Source organism: Citrobacter sp. wls613 (genome assembly GCF_005281195.1).
Lineage (GTDB): Bacteria > Pseudomonadota > Gammaproteobacteria > Enterobacterales > Enterobacteriaceae > Citrobacter > Citrobacter gillenii.
This window is the reverse complement of sequence record NZ_SZXN01000010.1, coordinates 1-18,519: the sequence shown is the minus strand read 5'-3', so window position 1 is coordinate 18,519 and position 18,519 is coordinate 1. Positions and strand designations below refer to the sequence as shown.

General features: G+C 53.2%; 16 protein-coding genes and 1 tRNA gene. 6 read left to right on the top strand and 11 right to left on the bottom strand.

The window, feature by feature from the left end; genetic code table 11:
- Positions 1-33: 33 nt before the first annotated feature.
- Positions 34-363 carry a thioredoxin TrxA gene (trxA, locus tag FDX01_RS01865; RefSeq protein WP_001280776.1) on the bottom strand — a complete coding sequence of 110 codons (330 nt, stop codon included), beginning with the start codon at positions 361-363 and terminating at the stop codon, positions 34-36.
- Between the two features lie 117 nt (positions 364-480).
- On the opposite strand from trxA, the gene rhlB reads away from it, so the two are divergent.
- Together rhlB and gppA are read left to right on the top strand one after the other, a co-directional pair.
- Complete coding sequence (rhlB, locus tag FDX01_RS01860) at positions 481-1,749, top strand: ATP-dependent RNA helicase RhlB (RefSeq protein ID WP_096758950.1); 1,269 nt, start codon at positions 481-483, stop codon at positions 1,747-1,749.
- A 91-nt stretch (positions 1,750-1,840) separates the two neighbouring features.
- Positions 1,841-3,322 (top strand): guanosine-5'-triphosphate,3'-diphosphate diphosphatase, encoded by a 1,482-nt coding sequence (gene gppA, locus FDX01_RS01855; protein WP_115259859.1) that lies wholly within the window; start codon positions 1,841-1,843, stop codon positions 3,320-3,322.
- Between the two features lie 47 nt (positions 3,323-3,369).
- Here the strand turns inward: gppA and rep are convergent, their stop codons facing one another.
- Positions 3,370-5,391, bottom strand: coding sequence for a DNA helicase Rep (gene rep / locus FDX01_RS01850; protein WP_117343783.1), 2,022 nt, complete (start codon positions 5,389-5,391; stop codon positions 3,370-3,372).
- Between the two features lie 84 nt (positions 5,392-5,475).
- Between rep and ppiC the strand changes: the two genes are divergently transcribed.
- Positions 5,476-5,757, top strand: coding sequence for a peptidylprolyl isomerase PpiC (gene ppiC, locus FDX01_RS01845; RefSeq protein ID WP_015960967.1), 282 nt, complete (start codon positions 5,476-5,478; stop codon positions 5,755-5,757).
- Positions 5,758-5,967: 210 nt separating this feature from the next.
- Here the strand turns inward: ppiC and ilvC are convergent, their stop codons facing one another.
- Entirely contained in the window at positions 5,968-7,443 is a 1,476-nt protein-coding gene (gene ilvC, locus FDX01_RS01840) for a ketol-acid reductoisomerase (RefSeq protein ID WP_096758953.1), read from the bottom strand.
- Between the two features lie 151 nt (positions 7,444-7,594).
- On the opposite strand from ilvC, the gene ilvY reads away from it, so the two are divergent.
- The gene (gene ilvY / locus FDX01_RS01835) at positions 7,595-8,485 is read left to right on the top strand and encodes an HTH-type transcriptional activator IlvY (protein ID WP_117343782.1); all 891 of its coding nucleotides are present in this window, start codon (positions 7,595-7,597) and stop codon (positions 8,483-8,485) included.
- Between the two features lie 32 nt (positions 8,486-8,517).
- Here the strand turns inward: ilvY and ilvA are convergent, their stop codons facing one another.
- The 6 genes from ilvA to ilvL all read right to left on the bottom strand — a co-directional run bounded on the left by ilvA (position 8,518) and on the right by ilvL (position 15,070).
- Entirely contained in the window at positions 8,518-10,062 is a 1,545-nt protein-coding gene (gene ilvA, locus FDX01_RS01830) for a threonine ammonia-lyase, biosynthetic (RefSeq protein WP_096758955.1), read from the bottom strand.
- Between the two features lie 4 nt (positions 10,063-10,066).
- Positions 10,067-11,917, bottom strand: coding sequence for a dihydroxy-acid dehydratase (gene ilvD, locus FDX01_RS01825; protein ID WP_137399132.1), 1,851 nt, complete (start codon positions 11,915-11,917; stop codon positions 10,067-10,069).
- Between the two features lie 61 nt (positions 11,918-11,978).
- Positions 11,979-12,908: a branched-chain amino acid transaminase gene (locus FDX01_RS01820; RefSeq protein ID WP_096758957.1), complete on the bottom strand. Its 930-nt coding sequence runs from the start codon at positions 12,906-12,908 to the stop codon at positions 11,979-11,981.
- A gap of 17 nt (positions 12,909-12,925) precedes the next feature.
- The gene (ilvM, locus tag FDX01_RS01815; protein ID WP_096758958.1) at positions 12,926-13,189 is read right to left on the bottom strand and encodes an acetolactate synthase 2 small subunit; all 264 of its coding nucleotides are present in this window, start codon (positions 13,187-13,189) and stop codon (positions 12,926-12,928) included.
- Positions 13,186-14,832: an acetolactate synthase 2 catalytic subunit gene (gene ilvG / locus FDX01_RS01810; RefSeq protein ID WP_115259864.1), complete on the bottom strand. Its 1,647-nt coding sequence runs from the start codon at positions 14,830-14,832 to the stop codon at positions 13,186-13,188. Before ilvG ends, ilvM begins: the two co-directional genes overlap by 4 nt.
- Positions 14,833-14,971: 139 nt before the next feature.
- The gene (gene ilvL, locus FDX01_RS01805; protein ID WP_001311244.1) at positions 14,972-15,070 is read right to left on the bottom strand and encodes an ilv operon leader peptide; all 99 of its coding nucleotides are present in this window, start codon (positions 15,068-15,070) and stop codon (positions 14,972-14,974) included.
- Between the two features lie 353 nt (positions 15,071-15,423).
- Here ilvL and FDX01_RS01800 point away from each other — a divergent pair, with 353 nt between their 5' ends.
- A complete protein-coding gene (locus FDX01_RS01800; protein WP_115259865.1) occupies positions 15,424-16,944 on the top strand; it encodes a YifB family Mg chelatase-like AAA ATPase in 1,521 nt (506 codons plus the stop codon).
- Positions 16,945-16,969: 25 nt separating this feature from the next.
- Here FDX01_RS01800 and maoP read toward each other — a convergent pair whose 3' ends face one another.
- Complete coding sequence (maoP, locus tag FDX01_RS01795) at positions 16,970-17,308, bottom strand: macrodomain Ori organization protein MaoP (protein WP_096758961.1); 339 nt, start codon at positions 17,306-17,308, stop codon at positions 16,970-16,972.
- A gap of 118 nt (positions 17,309-17,426) precedes the next feature.
- Here maoP and hdfR point away from each other — a divergent pair, with 118 nt between their 5' ends.
- The gene (gene hdfR, locus FDX01_RS01790) at positions 17,427-18,260 is read left to right on the top strand and encodes an HTH-type transcriptional regulator HdfR (protein WP_117343779.1); all 834 of its coding nucleotides are present in this window, start codon (positions 17,427-17,429) and stop codon (positions 18,258-18,260) included.
- A 103-nt stretch (positions 18,261-18,363) separates the two neighbouring features.
- Here hdfR and FDX01_RS01785 read toward each other — a convergent pair.
- Positions 18,364-18,439, bottom strand: a tRNA-Trp gene (locus FDX01_RS01785).
- Positions 18,440-18,519: the final 80 nt, after the last annotated feature.

Below are 18,519 nucleotides of genomic sequence, written 5' to 3'. Positions count from 1 at the left end.
GGAATCAGGTCGCCCGAACTTGATAATTCCATCTTACGCCAGGTTAGCGTCGAGGAACTCTTTTAGCTGACCTTTGGACAGTGCGCCGACTTTTGTCGCCGCAACTTCGCCGTTTTTAAACAGCAGCAGGGTCGGGATACCACGGATACCATATTTCGGTGCGGTGCCTGGGTTTTGGTCAATGTTCAGTTTCGCAACCGTCAATTTACCCTGATACTCGTCAGCGATTTCATCCAGAATTGGAGCGATCATTTTGCACGGACCGCACCACTCTGCCCAGAAATCAACGAGGATAGCTCCGTCCGCTTTGAGTACATCCGTGTCAAAACTGTCGTCTGTCAGGTGAATAATTTTATCGCTCATAATAACTCCACAGGAAAAAGCCTGGTGTGTTGGTGTAGCATTAACCAACTAAAGGTTGACTTTATTTCACCGTATACGCTTTCGTAAAGCAATAGTAAGCTGATATTCTACCACACTATGAGCAAAACACATTTAACAGAACAGAAGTTTTCCGACTTCGCACTGCACCCACAGGTGATAGAAGCCCTTGAAAATAAAGGGTTTCATAATTGCACGCCCATTCAGGCACTGGCCCTCCCGCTAACGCTGGCAGGTCGTGATGTCGCAGGACAGGCGCAAACCGGAACCGGGAAAACGATGGCGTTTCTGACGTCAACGTTTCATTATCTTCTCTCTCATCCCGCGATTGCCGATCGCAAGGTGAACCAACCGCGTGCGCTAATTATGGCGCCAACGCGTGAGTTAGCCGTGCAGATCCATGCCGATGCGGAACCGCTGGCGCAAACTACCGGTCTGAAATTAGGCCTGGCTTATGGCGGCGACGGTTACGACAAACAGCTGAAAGTGCTGGAAAGCGGCGTCGATATCCTTATCGGCACCACGGGCCGTCTCATTGACTACGCAAAACAGAACCACATCAACCTGGGTGCCATTCAGGTCGTGGTACTGGATGAAGCCGATCGCATGTACGATCTGGGCTTTATTAAAGATATCCGCTGGCTGTTCCGTCGGATGCCGCCAACCAACCAGCGTCTGAATATGCTGTTTTCCGCGACCCTCTCTTACCGCGTTCGCGAACTGGCGTTCGAACAAATGAACAACGCCGAGTACGTAGAAGTCGAACCGGAACAGAAGACGGGCCACCGTATCAAAGAAGAGCTCTTCTATCCTTCAAACGAAGAGAAAATGCGTTTACTGCAAACGCTGATCGAAGAAGAGTGGCCAGATCGCGCCATTGTTTTTGCAAACACCAAGCACCGTTGCGAAGATATTTGGGGCAGCCTTGCCGCTGACGGCCATCGCGTCGGTCTGCTGACCGGTGACGTGGCACAGAAAAAACGTCTGCGCATTCTGGAAGAGTTCACCCGTGGCGATCTCGACATTCTGGTTGCAACCGACGTTGCCGCGCGTGGTCTGCATATTCCGGCTGTTACGCATGTATTTAACTATGACCTGCCGGATGACTGCGAAGACTACGTACACCGTATTGGTCGTACCGGTCGTGCAGGCGCAAGCGGACACTCCATCAGCCTGGCCTGCGAAGAGTACGCGTTGAATTTACCTGCTATCGAGACCTATATCGGCCACTCGATTCCGGTCAGCAAGTATAACCCGGATGCACTGATGACCGATTTGCCGAAGCCGCTTCGCCTGACGCGAACGCGCCCTGGTAATGGCCCACGCCGCACCGGTGGTGCTCCGCGTAATCGTCGTCGTTCAGGTTAAGAAACGTTATGCCATACACAAAATCATTCAGCCTGTATCAAGGCGGTGAGAAAACGCAGCCAACACAGATACAGGTTGAAGGATGAAGTGTATGAATTCTACCTCGTTGTATGCAGCAATCGATCTCGGCTCCAATAGTTTTCATATGCTGGTTGTACGCGAGGTAGCGGGAAGCATCCAGACGCTCACGCGGATTAAACGCAAAGTGCGTCTGGCCGCTGGCCTGAATAGTGATAATGCGCTCTCTGCTGAAGCCATGGAGCGCGGTTGGCAGTGTCTACGGCTGTTTGCAGAGCGCCTGCAGGATATTCCTCAGCCACAAATTCGCGTGGTTGCCACGGCAACACTGCGTATCGCCACCAATGCCGACATTTTTATTGCCAAAGCGCAAGAGATCCTCGGCTGTGCCGTTCAGGTTATTAGCGGTGAAGAAGAAGCCCGGCTGATTTATCAGGGGGTTGCCCACACCACCGGCGGTGCCGATCAGCGTCTGGTCGTCGATATCGGCGGAGCCAGTACCGAACTGGTCACCGGCTCAGGTGCACAAACCACCTCCTTGTTTAGCCTGTCAATGGGCTGCGTCACGTGGCTCGAACGGTACTTTACCGATCGAAATCTGGCGCAGGAAAACTTTGACGAGGCAGAGAAGGCAGCGCGTGAAGTCTTGCGTCCTGTCGCTGACAATCTACGTTTTCACGGCTGGAAAGTGTGTGTCGGGGCTTCTGGCACCGTACAGGCACTGCAGGAAATCATGATGGCGCAGGGCATGGACGAGCGCATTACGCTGGCAAAACTTCAGCAATTAAAGCAGCGCGCCATTCATTGCGGACGTCTTGAAGAGCTGGAAATCGAAGGGTTAACGCTGGAACGTGCGCTGGTGTTCCCCAGCGGACTGGCAATCCTAATCGCCATTTTCACTGAGCTCAATATCCAGTGTATGACCCTTGCTGGCGGCGCATTACGTGAAGGTCTGGTCTATGGCATGCTGCATCTGGCCGTGGACCAGGACATTCGCAGTCGCACGTTGAGAAATATTCAGCGTCGATTTATGGTCGATACCGATCAGGCGCATCGTGTCGCTAACCTGGCAAGTAAGTTCCTCGATCAAGTAGATAAAAAGTGGCATTTGGAAGCTATCAGCCGCGAACTACTGATTAGTGCCTGTCAGTTGCATGAAATTGGACTTAGCGTCGATTTTAAGCAAGCGCCGCAGCATGCGGCCTATCTGGTGCGCAATCTCGATCTTCCGGGATTTACCCCCGCACAGAAAAAACTGTTAGCCACGCTGTTACTCAACCAAACCAACCCGGTCGATCTCTCTTCGCTCCACCAGCAAAACGCGGTGCCGCCGCGTATTGCGGAACATCTTTGCCGTTTGCTCCGTCTGGCGATCATTTTTGCCAGCCGTCGCCGGGACGATTTAGTACCGGAAATTCATCTCGAAGCAAAGAATGAACATCTTACGATAACACTGCCTGAAGGCTGGCTGGTGCATCATCCGCTGGGTAAAGAGCTTATCGATCAGGAAAGCCAGTGGCAAAGCTATGTCCATTGGCCTTTAGAAGTGCACTAACCCTCAAGTATTGCCGGATAGCCTACGTTTATCCGGCCTACAAAAACCTACTTCTCTTTTGCTTTCGCCATCATTGCCCGAATATTCGCGATGCTGGCTTGCCCTTTCTGCATCCGCTCCTCAGCGCTGACCACTTTTCGCTCCTGCTCCCAGATAATATCGTCCTGCGGTAATTCCAGCAGAAAACGACTCGGCTCCGGGCGCACCAGTTCACCGTACTGACGACGCTCTTTACACAGTGTAAAAATCAGTTCTTTCTGCGCGCGAGTGATGCCAACATAGGCCAGACGACGTTCTTCATCGATGTTATCTTCATCAATGCTGCTCTGATGTGGCAAAAAGCCTTCTTCCATGCCCACCATAAACACGTACGGGAACTCCAGCCCTTTGGAGGCATGTAACGTCATGAGTTGTACCTGATCCAACTCTTCTTCACTCTCGCCACGTTCCATCATGTCGCGCAGAGTAAAGCGGGTAACAACCTGGGTCAGCGTCATCGGTTCATCAATATCACTACCTTCCAGCATTTCCGTCATCCAACTGAAGAGTGTATTGACGTTTTTCATACGCATTTCGGCAGCTTTCGGGCTGGGTGAGGTTTCATAGAGCCACGATTCGTAGTCAATGCCGTGGATCAGATCGCGCACAGCCGCAATCGGGTCACGCTCGGCCAGGCGCTGAATTTCACCCAACCACTGTGTAAAGCGGGTCAGCGACTCATAGCCGCGCCCGGTTAGCGTCTGGCTAAGCCCCATATCAAAGCTGGCGGTAAACAGGCTTTTATTACGCGTCATCGCCCACTCGCCCAGTTTTTGCAGCGTCGCCGGACCAATTTCCCGTTTTGGCGTATTCACGATACGTAGAAATGCGCTGTCATCATCCGGGTTACTCAGTACCCGCAGATAGGCCAGCAGATCTTTAATCTCCGGACGGGAGAAAAACGACGTGCCGCCAGAAATTTTGTACGGGATGCGGTTCTGCATCAGGAATTTTTCGAACACCCGCGACTGATGATTACCGCGGTACAGAATCGCGTAATCTTTATACTGCGTCTTGTTAACAAAGTGGTGGGCAATCAGTTCGCCGGTCACGCGCTCTGCTTCATGTTCTTCGTTATTGGCGCTTAATACCTTAAGTTCGACACCGTAACCCAGCTCGGAAAAAAGTCGTTTTTCAAAAACATGTGGGTTGTTGGCAATGAGGATGTTTGCCGCTTTCAGGATACGTCCGGAAGAACGATAGTTCTGTTCCAGCTTAACCACCTGCAACGCCGGGAAATCTTTGCTCAGCAGCACCAGGTTTTGCGGACGTGCACCGCGCCAGGAATAGATAGACTGGTCGTCATCGCCCACCACGGTAAAGCGCGCACGGCTACCCACCAGCAGTTTTACCAGCTCGTACTGGCTGGTGTTGGTATCCTGATATTCATCCACCAGCAGATAACGAATCTTGTTCTGCCAGCGTTCACGGACCTCTTCATTGCGCTGAAGCAGCAGCGTAGGCAGCAAAATCAGATCGTCAAAATCGAGGACGTTACACGCTTTCATGTGCGCGTCGTACAAACCGTAGCAGTGGGCAAAAATACGATCGCGCTCGCCTTTGGCGCTGGCTGCCGCCTGTGAGGGCGTCATCAGATCGTTTTTCCAGTTGGAGATCGTCGAGATCAGCTGCTGGAGGATCAACTTATCGTCTTCGATGAGCCCTTCGGTCAATTCCTTCAGCAACGCCACCTGGTCGGTGTCATCGAACAATGAAAAGTTCGACTTCATGCCCAGCGCTGCGTATTCACGCTTGATAATGTCCAGCCCCAGGGTGTGGAAGGTGGAGATCATCAGCCCGCGCGCCTCTTTACGGCCCAGCGTCTGCGCCACACGCTCTTTCATCTCACGCGCGGCCTTGTTGGTAAAGGTCACCGCCGCAATATGCCGTGCCTGATAGCCGCAAACGCGGATTAGGTGCGCAATTTTGTTGGTGATCACGCGGGTTTTGCCGGAGCCAGCACCCGCCAGCACCAGGCAGGGTCCGGTGACGAATTCGACGGCTTGTTGTTGTCCGGGGTTTAAACGCATAAAGATCACTCAATGAAAGTCGGGAGGGGAGATTTAGAGCATGGTAGTATAGCCAGCCTCAACCACCCCACTCAAGGCACGATCATGGCAAAAACAGCAGCAGCACTGCATATCCTTGTTAAAGAAGAGAAACTGGCACTGGATCTTCTGGAGCAAATTAAAAATGGTGCCGACTTCGAGAAGCTGGCGAAGAAACACTCCACCTGCCCGTCAGGTAAGAAAGGCGGTCACCTGGGTGAATTCCGTCAGGGCCAGATGGTTCCGGCGTTTGATAAAGTGGTCTTCTCCTGCCCGGTGCTGGAGCCAACAGGCCCGCTGCACACCCAGTTCGGTTACCACATCATTAAAGTGCTGTACCGCAACTAATAGAAAGCCCGGAGTATAAACCTCCGGGCTTTTTTGCCTGATGACGCTTCGCTTATCAGGCCTACTAAATTCTATAAATATGACATTCTTCTATGCATTTCGTCTTAGCGGAAGGCGGCAAGGAAGTTCATCTCCAGTCACATAGATAACTATGTGACTGGGGTGTACGAATGTAGCCAACGCATCAACAAGTTGAAAGACGATGGGGAGTTAGCCTGCGACAGCGATACGCTTCATGTCAGTCATGTAGCCGCGCAGTTTCTGGCCAACTTCTTCAATCGCATGGCTACGAATAGCATCGTTGACGTCACGCAGCTGAGCATTATCGACCGCACCTTCAGCAATGGCTTTGCCCAGGTCACCAGTTTGCAGCGTGGTCATGAACTCTTTCAGCAGCGGTACGCAAGCGTAAGAGAACAGGTAGTTACCGTACTCAGCGGTATCGGAGATTACCACGTTCATTTCATACAGACGCTTACGGGCGATAGTGTTGGCAATCAGCGGCAGCTCATGCAGTGATTCGTAGTAAGCCGACTCTTCGATGATGCCGGAATCCACCATGGTTTCGAATGCCAGCTCAACGCCCGCTTTCACCATCGCGATCATCAGAACGCCTTTATCGAAGTACTCCTGCTCGCCGATTTTACCGTCGAACTGGGCAGCGGTTTCGAACGCGGTTTTACCGGTCTCTTCACGCCAGGTCAGCAGTTTCTTATCGTCGTTAGCCCAGTCAGCCATCATGCCGGAAGAGAATTCGCCGGAGATGATGTCGTCCATATGTTTCTGGAACAGCGGCGCCATGATTTCTTTCAGCTGTTCGGACAGCGCATAAGCACGCAGTTTCGCCGGGTTAGACAGACGGTCCATCATCAGGGTGATGCCGCCCTGCTTCAGCGCTTCGGTGATGGTTTCCCAGCCGAACTGAATCAGTTTTTCCGCGTATGCCGGATCAGTTCCTTCTTCCACCAGCTTGTCGAAGCACAGCAGAGAACCGGCCTGCAGCATACCGCACAGGATAGTCTGCTCGCCCATCAGGTCAGATTTCACTTCCGCGACGAAAGAGGATTCCAGCACACCCGCACGGTGACCGCCGGTTGCGGCTGCCCAGGCTTTAGCAATTGCCATGCCTTCGCCTTTCGGGTCGTTTTCCGGGTGAACCGCAATCAGGGTCGGTACGCCGAAACCGCGTTTGTATTCTTCACGCACTTCGGTACCCGGGCACTTCGGCGCAACCATCACGACGGTAATGTCTTTACGGATCTGTTCGCCCACTTCCACGATGTTGAAACCGTGGGAATAGCCCAGCGCCGCGCCGTCTTTCATCAGCGGCTGTACGGAACGCACCACGTCGGAGTGCTGTTTGTCTGGCGTCAGGTTAACCACCAGGTCAGCCTGCGGAACCAGCTCTTCGTAGGTACCGACTTTAAAGCCGTTTTCGGTCGCTTTACGCCATGAAGCGCGCTTCTCAGCAATCGCCTCTTTACGCAGTGCGTAGGCGATATCCAGACCGGAGTCACGCATGTTCAGGCCTTGGTTCAGACCCTGAGCGCCACAGCCGATGATGACCACTTTTTTACCCTGAAGGTAGCTCGCGCCATCGGCGAATTCGTCGCGGCCCATAAAGCGACATTTACCCAGCTGTGCCAGCTGCTGGCGCAGGTTCAGTGTATTAAAGTAGTTAGCCATGATGGTGTACTCCGTGATGTTGTGTGTCTTATTGTTCGGTTCGCTTTTGCGAGAATGAACCCACTATATGACAGGAAATTTATTGCGGAAATTGATATATTCACAACGTCACGTTGCAATTTATGCAATGTAAAATCGTGGAGTGCGAGCCGTGGATTTACGCGATCTAAAAACCTTCCTGCACCTGGCGGAAAGCCGCCACTTTGGCCGCAGCGCGCGGGCGATGCACGTCAGCCCCTCCACGCTTTCCCGGCAGATTCAGCGACTCGAAGAGGATCTTGGCCAGGCGCTGTTCGTGCGGGATAACCGCACGGTCACGCTGACCGAAGCGGGCGAAGAGCTGCGCATTTTTGCCCAGCAGACGTTATTGCAGTATCAGCAACTGCGCCACACCCTCGATCAGCAGGGACCCTCGCTGTCGGGCGAGCTGCATATCTTCTGTTCGGTCACCGCCGCCTACAGCCATCTGCCGCCATTCCTTGATCGCTTTCGCGCAGAACACCCTTCGGTCGAGATTAAGCTCACCACCGGCGATGCCGCCGATGCGATGGAAAAAGTGGTCACCGGAGAAGCGGATCTGGCAATAGCCGGGAAACCGGAAACCCTGCCTGGTGCGGTGGCATTCTCTATGCTGGAAAATCTGGCGGTGGTGTTAATTGCTCCGGCATTGCCGTGCCCGGTACGCAATCAGGTGTCCATCGATGATCCCGATTGGTCCACTGTGCCGTTTATCATGGCCGACCAGGGCCCGGTACGCCGCCGCATTGAGCTGTGGTTCCGCCGTCATAAAATCAGTAATCCATCAATCTATGCCACGGTCGGCGGTCACGAGGCGATGGTCTCGATGGTGGCGCTGGGCTGCGGCGTGGCGCTGCTGCCGGAAGTGGTGCTGGAAAACAGTCCAGAGCCGGTGCGTAACCGCGTGATGATTTTAGAACGTAGCGACGAGAAAACGCCGTTTGAGCTGGGCGTTTGCGTACAAAAAAAGCGGCTGCATGAGCCGCTGATTGAGGCATTCTGGAGCTTGCTGCCTGGCCACTAATGCCGGATGGCGGCACAAGCGCCTTATCCGGCCTACCCTGCCAGAAAGAACCTGAACGCCGGGTTATGACTCTCATCATGGCAGTCGTAGCCCAGTTCGTTGATCCGCGTTTCAAAATCCGGCTCATGATCGCCCAATTCAAACGCCGCCAGCACGCGACCATAGTCGGTGCCGTGACTGCGATAATGGAACAACGAGATATTCCAGTGGGTCCCTAAGGTATGCAGGAATTTCAGCAGCGCCCCTGGCGACTCGGGGAACTCAAAGCTATAAAGACGTTCCTGTAGCGGTTTCGAGGGGCGTCCACCGACCATATAGCGCACGTGTAGCTTGGCCATTTCATCATCGGACAGATCCACCACGCTGTAACCGCCGTCGCTAAGCAACTGGAGGATTTCTTTGCGCTCTTCCAGACCGCGGCTCAGGCGTACGCCGACAAAAATGCAGGCATCTTTCGCATCGGCAAACCGGTAGTTAAATTCGGTCACCGAACGTCCACCCAACAGCTGGCAGAATTTCAGGAAACTCCCCTTTTCTTCCGGGATTGTCACCGCCAGCAGCGCTTCACGTTGTTCACCCAGCTCGCAGCGTTCAGACACATAGCGCAGGCCGTGGAAATTGACGTTGGCACCGGACAGCACGTGCGCCAGACGTTCACCACGAATATTGTGCTGGGCGATGTATTTTTTCATCCCCGCCAGCGCCAGTGCACCAGACGGCTCCGCCACCGCACGCACGTCTTCGAACAAGTCTTTCATCGCCGCGCAGATTGCATCGCTATCAACGGTGATAATGTCGTCGAGGTATTCCTGACACAGGCGGAAGGTTTCATCACCGATGCGTTTCACCGCCACGCCTTCAGCAAACAGGCCTACGCGCGGCAGATCGACCGGGTGGCCCGCATCCAGTGCCGCCTTCAGGCAGGCTGAGTCTTCGGCTTCCACGGCAATAACTTTGATTTGTGGCATCAGCTGTTTAATCAGCACCGCCACACCCGCCGCCAGACCGCCGCCGCCAACCGGAACAAATATCCGATCGAGATGCGCATCCTGCTGCAGCAGCTCAAGCGCCAGTGTGCCCTGCCCGGCAATCACCATCGGGTGATCGAATGGCGGAACCCAGGTGAAACCTTGTTGCTGTGCCAATTCAATCGCTTTGGCTTTCGCTTCATCAAAATTGGCACCGTGCAGCAGCACTTCGCCACCGAAACTGCGAACGGCATCGACTTTGATATCCGCGGTAGCCGTTGGCATGACGATCAGCGCCTTCACCCCAAGGCGCGCAGAGGAGAAGGCCACGCCCTGAGCATGGTTTCCTGCCGACGCGGTGATCACGCCCTGCGCTTTTTGCGCTTCAGTCAGGCCTGCCATCATCGCGTAGGCCCCGCGCAGCTTGAAACTGTGTACCGGCTGTCGGTCTTCGCGCTTCACCAGGACCACGTTATCGAGGCGCGAAGAGAGTTTTTCCATTTTTTGCAGCGGCGTAACCTGCACCGCTTCATAGACCGGCGCACGCAGCACCGCCCTGAGATATTCTGCCCCCTCAGGGGAGCCGGACAGGGGTTGTGAATCAGCCATGGTATTAGCCCCCCAGCTTCGATTTATCGCGCACCGCGCCTTTGTCAGCGCTGGTTGCCAGGCTGGCATAGGCACGCAGCGCGAAGGAGACCTGACGCTGGCGATCTTTTGGCGTCCAGGCTTTGTCACCGCGAGCATCCTGCGCTTCACGACGGGCCGCGATCTCCGCATCGCTCAACAACAGCTCAATGCCACGATTCGGGATATCAATCGCAATCATGTCGCCATCTTCAATAATCGCGATGTTACCGCCGCTCGCCGCTTCCGGAGAAACGTGACCGATAGACAGACCTGACGTCCCGCCGGAGAAACGACCGTCGGTGATCAAGGCACAGGCTTTACCCAGCCCCATGGATTTCAGGAAGGTGGTTGGGTAGAGCATTTCCTGCATCCCTGGTCCGCCTTTCGGCCCTTCGTAGCGAATCACCACCACATCACCAGCAACCACTTTGCCACCGAGGATGGCTTCAACGGCATCGTCCTGGCTTTCGTAGACTTTCGCCGGGCCGGTGAATTTCAGAATGCTGTCATCCACGCCTGCGGTTTTTACGATACAGCCGTTTTCCGCAAAGTTACCGTACAGCACCGCCAGACCGCCGTCTTTGCTGTAAGCGTGTTCCAGCGAGCGGATACAGCCTTCAGCGCGATCGTCATCCAGCGTGTCCCAGCGACAATCCTGCGAGAACGCCTGGGTGGTACGAACGCCCGCCGGGCCGGCGCGGAACATGTTTTTCACCGCCTCATCCTGGGTCAGCATGACATCATAGCGATTCAGGGTTTGTGGCAGGGTCAACCCCAGCACGTTTTTCACATCACGATTCAATAACTCGGCACGATCCAACTCGCCTAAAATCCCCAGCACACCGCCCGCGCGGTGAACATCTTCCATATGGTATTTCTGGGTGCTCGGCGCGACTTTACACAGCTGTGGCACTTTGCGGGACAGCTTGTCGATATCACTCATGGTGAAGTCGATTTCAGCTTCCTGTGCAGCCGCCAGCAGGTGCAGAACGGTGTTCGTGGACCCCCCCATGGCGATATCCAGTGTCATGGCATTTTCAAACGCCGCCTTGTTGGCAATATTGCGCGGCAGCGCAGAATCATCATTCTGTTCGTAATAGCGTTTGGTCAGCTCAACGATACGTGAACCCGCATTGAGGAACAGCTGTTTACGATCGGCGTGGGTGGCCAGCAGCGAACCGTTACCCGGCTGCGACAGGCCCAGCGCTTCAGTCAGGCAGTTCATCGAGTTAGCGGTGAACATCCCCGAACAGGAACCACAGGTCGGACAGGCGGAGCGCTCAATCTGATCGCTTTGCGAATCAGAGACTTTCGGGTCCGCACCCTGAATCATCGCATCCACCAGATCGAGTTTGATTATCTGATCTGAGAGTTTGGTTTTACCGGCTTCCATCGGGCCGCCGGACACAAAGATCACCGGGATGTTCAGGCGCAGGGAAGCCATTAACATCCCCGGGGTGATTTTGTCGCAGTTAGAGATACAGACCATCGCATCGGCGCAGTGGGCGTTCACCATGTACTCCACCGAATCGGCGATCAGCTCACGTGACGGCAGGGAATACAGCATGCCCCCGTGGCCCATGGCGATACCGTCATCCACGGCGATAGTATTAAACTCTTTGGCTACGCCGCCGGAGGCTTCGATCTGTTCGGCAACCAGCTTACCGAGATCGCGCAGATGCACGTGGCCCGGCACGAACTGGGTAAACGAGTTTACGACGGCGATAATCGGCTTACCGAAGTCATCGTCAGTCATCCCGGTAGCGCGCCACAGCGCGCGGGCTCCCGCCATATTGCGGCCATGTGTTGTTGTGGCGGAACGATACTTAGGCATGCTTTATTTACTCCCGTCTGACTATTTAAATGGGACGGTGCGTGCCGTCCCAAATTTATACTTAGTGATTAACCTGATCCAACCAGCCGTATTTATCTTCCGTTTCACCGGTGAAGAGGCCAAAGAAGGCCTGCTGAATGCGCTTGGTGACCGGGCCACAACGGCCTTCACCCACCTGGATACCATCAACGCTGCGCACCGGGGTAATTTCTGCCGCCGTACCGGACATGAACACTTCATCGGCCAGATACAACGACTCGCGAGACAGCACCTGTTCACGCACTTCGATATCGAGGTCTTTCGCCAGTTTGATAATCGCATCACGTGTGATGCCCGGCAGCGCGGAAGAGGTAAACGGTGGAGTAAACAGAATGCCGTCTTTAACTTCAAACAGGTTTTCACCCGCGCCTTCGGAGATGTAGCCGTTCACATCCAGCGCAATACCTTCCTGATAACCATGACGACGCGCTTCGCTACCCACCAGCAGTGAAGACAGGTAGTTACCACCCGCCTTGGCGGCGGTAGGAATGGTGTTGGGTGCGACACGGTTCCAGGAAGAAACCATCGCGTCGATCCCCTGATCCAGGGCATCAGCACCCAGGTAAGCCCCCCACGGGAACGCAGCAATGATCACATCCGTGGTGTATCCCGCCGGTGGGTTAACGCCCATGCCGACATCGCCAACAAACACCAGCGGGCGGATGTACGCACTGGTCAGGTTATTTTTACGGATCACCGCACGGCAAGCTTCCATCAACTCATCAACGCTCTGAGAAACCGGAAAACGATAAATTTTGGCTGAATCACGCAGACGCTGCATGTGCTCGCGATGACGGAACACCACCGGCCCTTTGTGAGAATCATAGCAACGGATACCTTCAAATACTGATGTACCGTAGTGCAGCGCATGGGACATCACGTGAACCTTCGCGTCTTCCCAACGAATCATCTCGCCATTAGACCAAATGAAATCAGCTTTTTTCGTCGTCATTTCTCTTCCTTTTGCGCTCAGGCGCGAATTTGTTGTGATGTGGTTGTGCTCTGGCAGATAGCAACATGTGCAACATCGACCAGTTTACTTAACTGACTAAACAGTAAGTCGACCGACCGTGGGCTGGCAACGGTCAATTCAATATTTATATTCTGCGCATCGCTGGCAGCATTCATATTCATGGAGCACACCTGAAAACCACGATGGCGTACCACGCGCAAAACACGTTCTAACGTTTCCGGATTGAAACGAGCCTCAACGGCGACCTGATGTTGCATCATGATGATTTCTCCAGCATTTCTGAGTTACTGGCACCAGGAGGTACCAGAGGCCAGACATTCTCAAGTTCGTCGATTGAGACATGAAGCAGGTATGGCCCATTACTGTTCAGCATGGTGTCGAGAGCCGCTTCAACCTGGTCTTTACGGGTGATGTGTTGGCCAGGGATGCCGAAGGCGCCGGCCAACATAAGGAAATCGGGATTATCGGTCAGGGTAGTTTCGCTATAGCGTTCCTGGAAAAACAGCTGCTGCCATTGTCGCACCATGCCTAACCGCTGGTTGTCGAGTAAGACGATTTTCAGCGGCAACTGCTTGCGTTTTACGGTGCCCAGCTCCTGCACATTCATCATGAAGGAGCCATCACCGGAGATACAGATGACCGTATCATTCGGACGGGCCACCTGCGCCCCCACTGCTGCAGGTAAGCCAAAGCCCATCGTCCCCAGGCCGCTGGAGGTGATGAAGTTCTCCGGGCGAGTGTAGGTCATGTGTTGTGCTGACCACATCTGATGCTGACCAACATCCGTCGTCACCACGCTATCCTTATGTTTCCTTTCGGACAACTGTTTTAACAACAGCGGAGCGTAAATAGCCTCCCCCGGATGATCATAGCGCCAGGCATGTTCTGCACGCATGTCGGCGGCATACTGGCACCATTCGTTGATGGCCAGCGGTTGTTGCAATGCAGGTAACAGCGTATTTAAATCGCCTTGCAGCGCAACGTGTGCCAGGCGCAGTTTGTTCATCTCGGCCGGATCGATATCCATGTGGATCACGCTGGCATTGGGGGCAAAAGTGTTCAGCTTGCCAGTCACCCGGTCATCAAAACGCGCACCGACGGCGATCAGCAAATCGCACTCCTGCACCGCAAAGTTTGCCGCTTTGGTGCCATGCATGCCCAGCATACCCAGATAGTACGGGTAATCTGCATCCACCGCGCCAAGGCCTTTCAACGTACAAACCACCGGCACATGCGTTGCGGCGATAAACTCACGCAGCGCTGGAACTGCCTGCGCCATCCCTACGCCACCACCTACGTACAGCACGGGTTTCTGTGCCTTCGCCAACATCTTGCGGGCTTGTTCAATCTCAGCATGTGGGAAAGCAACTACGTTTTCGACGGTGGTGAAATAGGGCTCCAGCGTACCACTGGCTAACTGAATGTCTTTCGGGATATCAACCAGAACCGGACCCGGACGACCAGAGTTCGCCACGTCGAAGGCCTCGGCCATGATACGCGGCAACTCTTCCAGCGACTGCACCAGGAAACTATGTTTGGTACATGACAGCGACATGCCGAGTACATCCACTTCCTGGAACGCATCGGTGCCGATAAACGGGGAAGAGACTTGACCAGTGATCGCCACAACGGGAACGGAATCTAACAGCGCATCTGCCAGGCCGGTGATCAGGTTGGTTGCACCAGGACCGGAAGTCGCGATACAGACACCGGTTTTACCGGTTGAGCGGGCATAGCCAATCGCCGCCATCGCCGCCCCCTGCTCGTGTCGACACAACAGGTGTTCTACGCCGCCGTCGTACAACGCATCGTAAACCGGCATAATTGCGCCACCGGGATAGCCAAAGACGGTTTTCACCCCTTGTGCACGCAACGCATGTACCACCCACTGTGCCCCATTCATAGTTACATCCCCGCCGTAAATCTTGAGAAACAGAATTTTATGCTAGTGTTCACTTTCTGCTCCTCGTTTAAGTTTTTAAGGTCAAAAAAAACCCCCGAACCTTTCGGTGCGGGGGTCTTAGTTCGTTAAGGCTTGTTTTTTAAGCCTTTCCTCGTCCAAGTGCAGCCCCGCACGGTGGGATAATAATCACCACCACGCTAATCACGACCAGGCTAATCACTCGTAGAAGGGCTGTCATTTTTGTATTTTCTTGCATCTTGTTCGAAGGAATACCTAAAGAGTTACCATAGAGTTTCACTATGGCACAAGATATTTCTGCATTCATTTTTCTGACACGGTTAACGGTTTCTATAAATCGCGTTGTTTTTTATACAAAAAATAGAAAATGAAAATATTTCACGTTATTCAGTAAACACGATCATGTTTTCCCTCTGCAGGCGGCACTTTGAGCGGCGCTTGTGAGCGTTGTTCCAGAGGTTACGTAAAATATTAACCCTTGCATAAAAATACATGAATCAGCATCTAAAAGTATCAATCAAGCAAGATATTGTCGCCATCTATTAAGACATAATGCCTGCATCAGGAGGGGTTATGTCACTGTCGATAGTCCACACGCGCGCCGCATTAGGCGTCAATGCACCACCCATTACTATTGAAGTCCATATTAGTAATGGCTTGCCCGGTTTAACCATGGTTGGACTACCCGAAACCACCGTGAAAGAGGCTCGAGATCGAGTTCGCAGTGCGATTATTAATAGCGGGTATGAATTTCCGGCCAAGAAGATAACCATCAACCTTGCCCCGGCAGATCTGCCTAAAGAAGGAGGGAGATATGATTTACCTATCGCCATTGCGCTTCTGGCTGCGTCAGAGCAGCTTACAACACATAATCTCGATACTTATGAGTTAGTCGGTGAACTAGCGCTTACAGGTGCTCTACGTGGCGTTCCCGGAGCAATATCCAGCGCAACTGAAGCAATTCGCGCAGGTAGGCGAATTATTGTCGCAAAAGAGAACGCTGCAGAAGTGGGGCTAATACACGGCGAGGGCTGCCTGATTGCCGATCACCTGCAAGCCGTGTGCGCATTTCTCGAAGGTAAGCATGAATTAGAAAGGCCTGTTTGCGTAGAGATTCCACCTTCAGGCTCATCTGATGACCTCAGTGACGTCATCGGCCAGGAACAGGGCAAGCGAGGGCTGGAGATTACCGCTGCAGGCGGCCACAATCTCTTGCTCATCGGCCCGCCGGGTACGGGAAAAACGATGCTTGCCAGTCGCCTTCGCGGATTGTTACCACCGTTAAGTAATGATGAGGCTCTGGAAAGCGCGGCAATTCTCAGCCTGGTCAATTCCGACACCATACAAAAACAGTGGAAGCAACGCCCCTTTCGCTCACCCCATCACAGCGCGTCCTTAACCGCAATGGTAGGAGGAGGATCGATACCGGCACCGGGTGAGATTTCTCTGGCACATAACGGCATATTATTTCTGGATGAATTGCCCGAGTTTGAACGCCGTACGCTGGATGCCCTGCGTGAGCCTATTGAATCCGGACAGATTCATTTATCACGCACCCGGGCAAAAATAACCTACCCGGCACGCTTTCAATTGATAGCAGCAATGAATCCAAGCCCAACAGGGCACTATCAGGGAAACCACAACCGTTGTACCCCAGAGCAAACGCTACGTTACCTCAATCGCTTATCTGGCCCTTTTCTCGACCGCTTCGATTTGTCCCTCGAAATACCCCTTCCACCGCCCGGTATACTCAGTCAGCGAGCAGCAAAGGGAGAAGACAGTGAGACGGTGAAGAAACGGGTTATGGCCGCGCGTGAGCGCCAGTATCAGCGGCAAAATAAGTTAAATGCGCATCTGGGCAGCCAGGATATACATCAATTCTGCGTCTTACACAGGGATGACGCACGCTGGCTGGAGGAAACGTTAGCACATCTTGGATTGTCCATCCGCGCATGGCTGCGCTTGATAAAGGTCGCTCGCACAATTGCGGATATTGAGCAATGTGACCAGATCACCCGTCAACATTTACAGGAAGCCGTTGGCTATCGGGCAATAGACAGGTTGTTAATCCATTTACAGAAACTACTGGCATAAAAAAAGGGCTTTCGCCCTTTTTTTATTAATCCTCTGACTCGGTGTAATCTTCTGCACCTTCCACCTGAGGTTTGCCGCCAGACAGCGTGTGGAAACGTTTTGGACGCTTAATACGCGTCATGTATTTAGACCACACACGTTCCGCTTCGGTAACCGGCTCACGTTCACCACGGCATACCGCCACAAACAACTTCTCTTCTTCAGTTACCGGCTCACGCTTGCCCAGATCCAGCTCATTAAAGGCATAGCCGTGACGCTCAAGCAGCTGTGCCTCTTTAATGGTGAAATCACCATGACGGGAGAATCCGCGGGGATAATATTTATTGTCGAAATATCGATTAGTCGTCGTAAAGCTTTCCGCCATCCTGCACGCTCCTAATTCTTTGGCCGAGCTATTTATGGCGCGGAGTATTAGTTACGCTTGACAGAGCGTCAAACAAAAGATTTAAATCATAACGACAAATAATTTTATGGGGTGAGTTGTGGATACGGAATTGTTAAAGACTTTCCTGGAAGTTAGCCGAACGCGCCACTTTGGCCGGGCAGCTGAAGCGCTCTATTTGACCCAATCGGCGGTCAGTTTTCGCATCAGACAACTGGAAAATCAACTGGGTGTGAACCTCTTCACCCGACACAGAAACAATATCCGTTTAACCGCTGCGGGTGAAAAATTATTGCCATATGCTGAAACGCTGATGAATACGTGGCAAGCAGCACGTAAGGAGGTCGCAAATACCTCACGCCATAATGAGTTCTCTATCGGTGCCAGCGCTTCCCTTTGGGAATGCATGCTCAATAGCTGGCTGGGTCGTTTATATCAGTCGCAGGTGCCGCAAACCAGCCTGCAGTTTGAAGCCAGGATCGCGCAGCGCCAGTCGCTAGTAAAGCAACTCCATGAACGACAGCTTGATCTGCTGATTACTACTGAATCCCCAAAAATGGACGAATTTAGCAGTCAACTACTGGGGTATTTCACGCTGGCGCTCTATTGCAGCGCTCCATCACAAACAAAAGATGAACTGAATTATCTGCGTCTGGAGTGGGGACCTGATTTTCAACAACACGAAGCGGGATTAGTTGCCGGCGACGAAGTTCCTGTGCTAACCACCAGTTCTGCTGAGCTAGCAAGACAGCAACTTCCTGTACTGAAGGGTTTTAGTTGGCTTCCCGTGTGTTGGGCGAAAACAAAAAGCGATCTCCATATAGTTTCTGACAGCACGACACTTTCACGTCCGTTGTATGCGGTCTGGCTGCAAAATAGCGATAAACATACACTTATCTGCGATCTGCTGAAAACGAATATTCTTGATGATTAAAATGGACGCTGGCAAGGATGCCAGAAACAGGAAATAAACAGTATGAAGGTGGCGTGATTTTCAGATAAAAAAAATCCTTAGCAAAAATGCTAAGGATTGTTTCTGGCAGGGGCGGAGAGACTCGAACTCGCGACACCCGGTTTTGGAGACCGGTGCTCTACCAACTGAGCTACGCCCCTATATTTCTTATCATTAAGCCTGCTAAGGTAGCAGGCTTAATTTTCTAATAAGTGGCGGAACGGACGGGACTCGAACCCGC

Bases quoted from the DNA above. Each gene is read 5' to 3' on its own strand.
- trxA (WP_001280776.1), bottom strand. From the start codon at position 363: ATGAGCGATAAAATTATTCACCTGACAGACGACAGTTTTGACACGGAT.
- rhlB (WP_096758950.1), top strand. From the start codon at position 481: ATGAGCAAAACACATTTAACAGAACAGAAGTTTTCCGACTTCGCACTG.
- gppA (WP_115259859.1), top strand. From the start codon at position 1,841: ATGAATTCTACCTCGTTGTATGCAGCAATCGATCTCGGCTCCAATAGT.
- rep (WP_117343783.1), bottom strand. From the start codon at position 5,391: ATGCGTTTAAACCCCGGACAACAACAAGCCGTCGAATTCGTCACCGGA.
- ppiC (WP_015960967.1), top strand. From the start codon at position 5,476: ATGGCAAAAACAGCAGCAGCACTGCATATCCTTGTTAAAGAAGAGAAA.
- ilvC (WP_096758953.1), bottom strand. From the start codon at position 7,443: ATGGCTAACTACTTTAATACACTGAACCTGCGCCAGCAGCTGGCACAG.
- ilvA (WP_096758955.1), bottom strand. From the start codon at position 10,062: ATGGCTGATTCACAACCCCTGTCCGGCTCCCCTGAGGGGGCAGAATAT.
- ilvD (WP_137399132.1), bottom strand. From the start codon at position 11,917: ATGCCTAAGTATCGTTCCGCCACAACAACACATGGCCGCAATATGGCG.
- FDX01_RS01820 (WP_096758957.1), bottom strand. From the start codon at position 12,908: ATGACGACGAAAAAAGCTGATTTCATTTGGTCTAATGGCGAGATGATT.
- ilvM (WP_096758958.1), bottom strand. From the start codon at position 13,189: ATGATGCAACATCAGGTCGCCGTTGAGGCTCGTTTCAATCCGGAAACG.
- ilvG (WP_115259864.1), bottom strand. From the start codon at position 14,832: ATGAATGGGGCACAGTGGGTGGTACATGCGTTGCGTGCACAAGGGGTG.
- ilvL (WP_001311244.1), bottom strand. From the start codon at position 15,070: ATGACAGCCCTTCTACGAGTGATTAGCCTGGTCGTGATTAGCGTGGTG.
- FDX01_RS01800 (WP_115259865.1), top strand. From the start codon at position 15,424: ATGTCACTGTCGATAGTCCACACGCGCGCCGCATTAGGCGTCAATGCA.
- maoP (WP_096758961.1), bottom strand. From the start codon at position 17,308: ATGGCGGAAAGCTTTACGACGACTAATCGATATTTCGACAATAAATAT.